General features: G+C 70.5%; 2 protein-coding genes. Both read right to left on the bottom strand.

The features are described from left to right. On the bottom strand, window positions 1-5,967 hold a 5,967-nt coding region (locus ACFY8O_RS34325), incomplete at its 3' end, for a type I polyketide synthase (RefSeq protein ID WP_449341842.1). A 37-nt stretch (window positions 5,968-6,004) separates the two neighbouring features. Beyond that, a partial coding sequence (locus ACFY8O_RS34330; protein ID WP_387909324.1) for a phosphopantetheine-binding protein occupies window positions 6,005-6,589 on the bottom strand: 585 nt, incomplete at its 5' end.

Here is a 6,589-nt window from a genome sequence, read left to right on the forward strand (position 1 = left end):
CAACGCCAAATCACAATCACCCGACCGCAACGACTGCACCGCCGAATGCAACGCCACCAACGACGACGAACACGCCGTATCCACCGTCACCGCCGGCCCCTCGAGACCGAAGACGTAGGAGATGCGGCCCGAAGCGATCGCTCCTGTCCCGCTGTTGGCCGCGTAGTCGTGGTACATCACCCCCGCGAACACACCCGTCCGCGAGCCTGCCAGGGTCGACGGAACGATGCCCGCGCTCTCGAACGCCTCCCACGACACCTCCAGCAGCAACCGCTGCTGCGGGTCCATGATCAGCGCTTCGTTCGGACTGATCCCGAAGAAGTCCGGGTCGAAGTCGGCCACCCTGTGCAGGAACCCGCCCTCACCCACGTAGCTCGTGTTCGGGCGCGTTCCGGTCGGGTCCAGGAGCTCGTCGACCCGCCAGCCCCGGTCGGTCGGGAAGGGGGTGATCCCGTCCCGGCCCTCGACGACGAGGTTCCACAGGTCTTCGGGGGACTCGACACCGCCCGGATAGCGGCAGGCCATGCCGACGATCACGATCGGATCGTCGTCCGTGACCGTGCTCACACGGACGGCCCGCACGTCCTCCGTGACCCCGGAGAGTTCGCCCAGCAGATAGCGGGCGAGCGAGAGGGGGTTCGGATAGTCGAAGATCACGGTTGCCGGGAGCCGGAGACCGGTCTCCTCGCCGAGGCTGTTACGGAGTTCGAGGGCTCCCAGGGAGTCGATTCCCAGATCGCGGAAGGCCCGATCGGCCTCGACCGCCTGGGTGCCGGAGTAGCCGAGGGCCACCGCCGCACGTTCCTGGACCAGGCCGAGCAGAAGGTCCTTCCGCTCCTCCGCCGACAGGCCGGCCAGACGGCGCCGCAGCGAGTCAGAGCCCGCGCCGGCAGCCGCCGCACTGCGCCGCGCCGTCGGCACCAGGGCGCGGAACAGACCGGGGAGCGCATCGCCCTGGGCCCGGAGCCCGGCGAGGTCGAGTGCGGTCGGTACGACGAGGGCACGGTCCACCGAGGGGGCCGCGTCGAAGAGCGCCAGGCCTTCGTCTGTGGTGAGAGGGGAGATACCACCCCTGGAGATCTTGACGCGGTCAGCGGTGTCCAGCTCACCGGCCATGCCTCCGGACAGTTCCCACAGCCCCCAGGCCAGCGACTGCGCGGGCAGGCCCTGGGCTCGACGGTGGACGGCCAGGGCGTCCAGGAAGGCGTTGGCCGCCGCATAGCTGCCCTGCCCGGGCGCGCCGAGCAGTCCGGCGAAGGAGGAGAACAGGACGAACGCCGCGAGCGGCTGCCCAGCGGTGCAATCGTGGAGGTGCAACGCCGCGTCCACCTTGGGACGGAGGACCGTACTGATGCGCTCCGGATTCAGGGAGGCGACGACACCGTCGTCGAGCACCCCCGCAGCGTGCACCACGCCCGTCAGTGTGACCTGCTTCAGAAGCGTGGCGACGGACGCGCGGTCCGACACGTCACAGGCCGCGACGGTCACCTCCGCGCCGAGCGCGGTCAGTTCGTCCCGGAGGCCTGCGGCGCCCGGCGCATCGGGACCCCGACGGCTGGTGAGCAGCAGGCTGCGCACACCGTGGTCCACCACCAGACGGCGGGCGACACGTGCACCGATGCCGCCGGTGCCACCGGTCACGAGGACCGTGCCGTTCCCGAAGGCACCACCGCCGGAGACGGGTGGTGCGTCGGCCTCAGCCGGGATACCGGCCGGCGCCGGACTCGTACCAGGGGCCGATCCGGTACCTGCCGCACGGGCCGTGGCGCGGGTCAGGCGTGGGGCGTGCAGCACGCCGCCTCGAACCGCGACGTTGTCCTCCCCTGCGGCGACGACGGCGGCGCTGATCGACCGGAGGTCCACCGTGGCATCCAGGTCGGCGAGCAGGATGCGGCCCGGGTTCTCCATCTGCGCGGAACGGACCAGCCCTGCGACCGCGGCGCCGATGAGGCCACCCAGGTCCCGTCCTGTGCCGATGATGCCGTCCGAGGCGACGTCGTCGCCCGGCACACTCCGCGGGCCGACGACAGCACTGGCACCGCGGGTGACGACCAGCAGACGCGACGCGTCGAAGCGCCCGTCGGTGTCGGCCAGCCACTCCTGAACGGCCGCCAGCACACGGTGCGTTGCCGTGTGGACGGCATCGGCGTGCCGGGAGGAGGAGGCCGAGGACTCCTCGACGGCCCCGGGGGCGGCGACGTCCGGGCCGGCCGCCTCGAGAATCACGACATCCGGGACGGGAGCACCGTGGTCCAGCTCTTCCCAGGTCCCGACGGTGTGGGCCCGCTCCTCGGTGGCCGACGGCAGGCTGACCCAGTCCAGTTGATACAGCGAGTCGTGGGACGTGGCTGCTGCCGCTGCCAGTTGTTCGTCGGAAATGCGCCGCAGGGCCAGGGAGCCGACCGTGGCAACCGGACGACCCTCGACATCGGTGGTCTCAAGGCTCACCGCGACGCTTCCGCCCGCGGACTCGCCCGGGACGAGCTGCACGCGCAGCGACGCGGCACCGGAAGCGTGCAGAGCCACCTTCGACCAGGTGAACGGCAAGGTGGGCCCCTGGCCCACCGCATCGGTCAGGGCGACCGCGTGGAGCGCCGCATCGAGCAGAGCGGGGTGAAGGCCGAAGCGCTCCGCCTCACTGCGGGCGTGCTCGGGAAGCGTGGCCTCGGCATAGATCTCGTTGCCGTGCCGCCAGGCAGCGGTGAGCCCCTGGAAGACCGGCCCGTACACCATGCCGGATTCGGCAAGGCCTTCGTACAGTCCCTCCAGATCCACTGGCTCGGCGCCTGCCGGAGGCCACTCACGCAGAGCGGCAGCGCCGCTCGGAGCGGGGGCTGAGCCGGCGACGGCGAGCACCCCACTGGCATGGCGCAGCCACGGCGCATCGGCGTCCGCGTCGCCGGCACGCGAGTACACACCCACCGAGCGGCTGCCGTGGACGGCGTCGGGAGCCCGGACGATCACCTGGACCTGCGCGGATCCATGGGCAGGCAGGACCAGCGGTGCCTCGATGACCAACTCGTCGAGCACCGGCGAACCGACCTGGTCCCCCGCTCGGATGGCGAGCTCGACGAACCCCGTACCAGGGAAGAGAACCGACTCCCCGATCACGTGATCAGCGAGCCAGGGGTGCGAACCGACGGAGAGCCGCCCCGTGAACACCGCCCCGTCGGCGTCGGCAAGCATCACCATCGCGCTGAGGAGGGGGTGCTCGGCCGCATGCAGACCGGCAGCGGCGGCTCCCGCGACGGCACGATCCGGGAGCCAGAAGTGCTGACGCTGGAAGGCGTAGGTGGGCAGGTCGACGCGGCGGGCTCCGGTCGGCGCGTAGTACGCCGCCCAGTCCGGAACGTGCCCCACCGTGTGGAGACGAGCGAGCGCGGTGACCAGGGCCTCGGGCTCGCTCTGGTTGCGCCGCAGACCGGGCACGAACACCGCATCGGCCGCACTGTTCTGCGCCATCGCGGTGAGGACCGCGTCAGGGCCCACCTCCAGGAACACCGAAGCACCGGCGGCCGACAGCGCACTCACACCGTCGCCGAAACGCACCGCCTCACGGACATGTCGCACCCAGTACTCGGGCGACCGCAGATCATCAGAGACGGCCAGCTGACCGGTGACGTTCGAGACCACCGGGATACCGGCTTCGCCGAAGGTGACACTCTCGGCGACGGTACGGAACTCGGCGAGCATCGGCTCCATCAGCGGCGAATGGAACGCGTGCGAGACCCGCAGACGACTCGTCTTACGCCCCTCCGCCTCAAAACGAGCCGCAACCTCCAGCACATCATGCTCCGCGCCGGAGATCACCACCGCCTCCGGACCGTTCACCGCCGCAACACTCACCGCACCCGACGTCAGATACGGAAGGACCTCGTCCTCCGAGGCACGGATAGCGACCATCGCGCCGCCCTCCGGCAGCGCCTGCATCAGCCGCGCCCTGGCCGCCACCAGCCGCGCCGCGTCCGCCAGCGACAGCACACCCGAGACGTGTGCGGCCGTCAGCTCACCCACCGAATGCCCCGCAACGAAGTCCGGGCGCACACCCCACGACTCCACCAGACGGAACAACGCCGTCTCGAACGCGAACAACGCCGGCTGCGTGAACTCCGTCCGCTCCAACACCGACGCGTCCTCGCCCCACACCACCCCACGCAACGGCGCGGACAGCTGACCGTCCAGCTCAGCCACCACCGCATCGAACGCCTCAGCAAACACCGGGAACGCACCGTACAGCTCACGCCCCATCCCCACCCGCTGCGCGCCCTGCCCCGTGAAAAGGAAGGCCAGAGCCCCGGCAGAGCGTGAGGTCCCCCGCACCACACCGGGGCCTTCACGGCCCTCGGCCAGCGCAGCCAACGCGGCCAGCAGCTCATCGCGATCCCGCCCGACGACCACGGCACGCTGGTCCAGCAGCGCACGCGAGGTCGCGAGGGAGAAGCCGACATCCACCGGACGAGTCTCAGACCCGGCAACCCGCTCCAGCAGACGCGCGGCCTGCGCCGTCAACGCGTCCACACCCGCGGCCGACAGCACCCAGGCATGCACCGGCATCTCCAGCGCCGGAGCCGTACTCTCCTCCGGAGCTTCGCTCTCGGCGGGCTCTTCCTCCGTTGCCTGCTCGATGATCACGTGCGCGTTCGTCCCGCTGATCCCGAACGACGACACAGCGGCCCGCCGGGGGCCGTCCGCCGCCGGCCAGTCCCGCGCCTCCGTCAGCAGCTCCACCGCACCCGCCGACCAGTCCACCTGCGACGACGGCTCTGCCACATGCAGCGTCTTCGGAAGCACCCCGTGCTGCATCGCCTGGACCATCTTGATCAGACCGGCGACACCCGCGGCGGCCTGGGCGTGACCGATGTTGGACTTGATGGAGCCCAGCCACAGCGGCCGACCCTCCGCCCGGTCCTTGCCGTAGGTGGCCAGCAGCGCCTGCGCCTCGATGGGGTCACCCAGCGTCGTACCGGTGCCGTGCGCTTCGACCGCGTCGATGTCGGAGGGAGTGAGCCCTGCCGAGTTCAGGGCGTCCTGGATCACGCGTCGCTGGGCGGGACCGTTGGGCGCGGTCATGCCGTTGCTGGCGCCGTCCTGGTTGACGGCCGAGCCGCGCACCACGGCGAGCACCGGGTGACCGTGGCGCCGGGCGTCCGACAGCCGCTCCACCAGGAGTACTCCGACGCCCTCACCCCAGCCCGTACCGTTCGCGTCGGCGGCGAAGGCGCGGCAGCGCCCGTCGGGCGACAGCCCGCGCTGCTCGCTGAAGTAGGCGAACACATCGGGGGTGGACATCACCGTGACGCCTCCCGCGAGCGCGAGGGAGCACTCGCCGCGGCGCAGTGACTGGATCGCGAGGTGGAGCGCGACCAGCGAGGAGGAACAGGCCGTGTCGATCGAGACGGCCGGCCCCTCCAGGCCGAGGGTGTACGCGACCCGGCCGGACACCAGGCTGCCGGCAGTCGTGACGCTGGCGTAGTCGTGATAGACGACCCCGGCGAATACTCCGGTCCTGCTTCCCTTCAGCGAAGAGGGGTCGATCCCCGCACGCTCGAGGCTTTCCCAGGAGGCCTCCAGCAGCAGCCGCTGCTGCGGATCCATGTCCTCCGCCTCGCGCGGGCTGATCTTGAACAGCTCGGGGTCGAACTCATCGGCGTCGTAAAGGAATCCACCGGTCTTCGCGTAGCTCTTGCCCGGCTTTCCCGGCTCCGGGTCGTAGATGTCGTCGACGTTCCAGCCACGGTTGGCCGGGAAGTCGGCGATGGTGTCCGTGCCTGCCGCGACCAGATCCCACAGTTCCTCGGGGGAACCGGCGCCGCCGGGGAAGCGGCAGCTCATGGCGACGATGGCGATCGGCTCGTGTTCCCTGGACTCGGCCTCCCGCAGCTTGCGGCGGACCTGGCGCAGGTCGGTGGTGGCTCGCCGGAGGTATTCCCGGAGCTTGGCGTCGTTCTCCATCGTCGTCATACCCAATCTCGGAGGAAGTTCATATGAGGACTGAGAAGAGCTCTCAGGAATGACCGAGCTCGTTGTCGAGCAGGTCGAACAGCTCGTCGTCCGAAGCGGTGCTGAGATCCGGCTCGTCCTCGGCCGCCGCCGCATCGGGCTGGGCCGCGTTCCAGCGGCGCAGCAGGGTTTCCAGGCGTGCCGTGATCTGAGCACGCCCGCCGTCCACGAGTGAGGCGGCGGCAAGAGCAGCCTCCAGGCGCTCGACCTCGGCGATCAGCTGCCGGGAGCCGTCGGCATCGCTCGGGGTCAGCGCCGCCTGGAGCTGTACGGCCACGTCGCGGGCGGTCGGGTAGTCGAAGACCAGGGTGGAAGGGAGGTCCAGCCCGGTGGCGCTGTTGAGACCGTTACGGAATTCGACGGCAGTCAGGGAGTCGAAGCCGAGTTCCTTGAAGGCACGGTCCGCTTCGACGGCATGGGTCGTGGAATGCCCCAGCACCCCCGCGACCTGCTCGCGCACCACGTCCAGGAGCAGCCGCTCCCGCTCCTCCGTACCGAGGCCGGACAACCGGGCCCTCAGCGCACCCGCCGAAGCACCCGAACGCACCACCTTGCGCACCGCAGGCACCATGTGGCGGAGGAGGTGAGG

The organism is Streptomyces argenteolus (assembly GCF_042902585.1).
Lineage (GTDB): Bacteria > Actinomycetota > Actinomycetes > Streptomycetales > Streptomycetaceae > Streptomyces > Streptomyces argenteolus.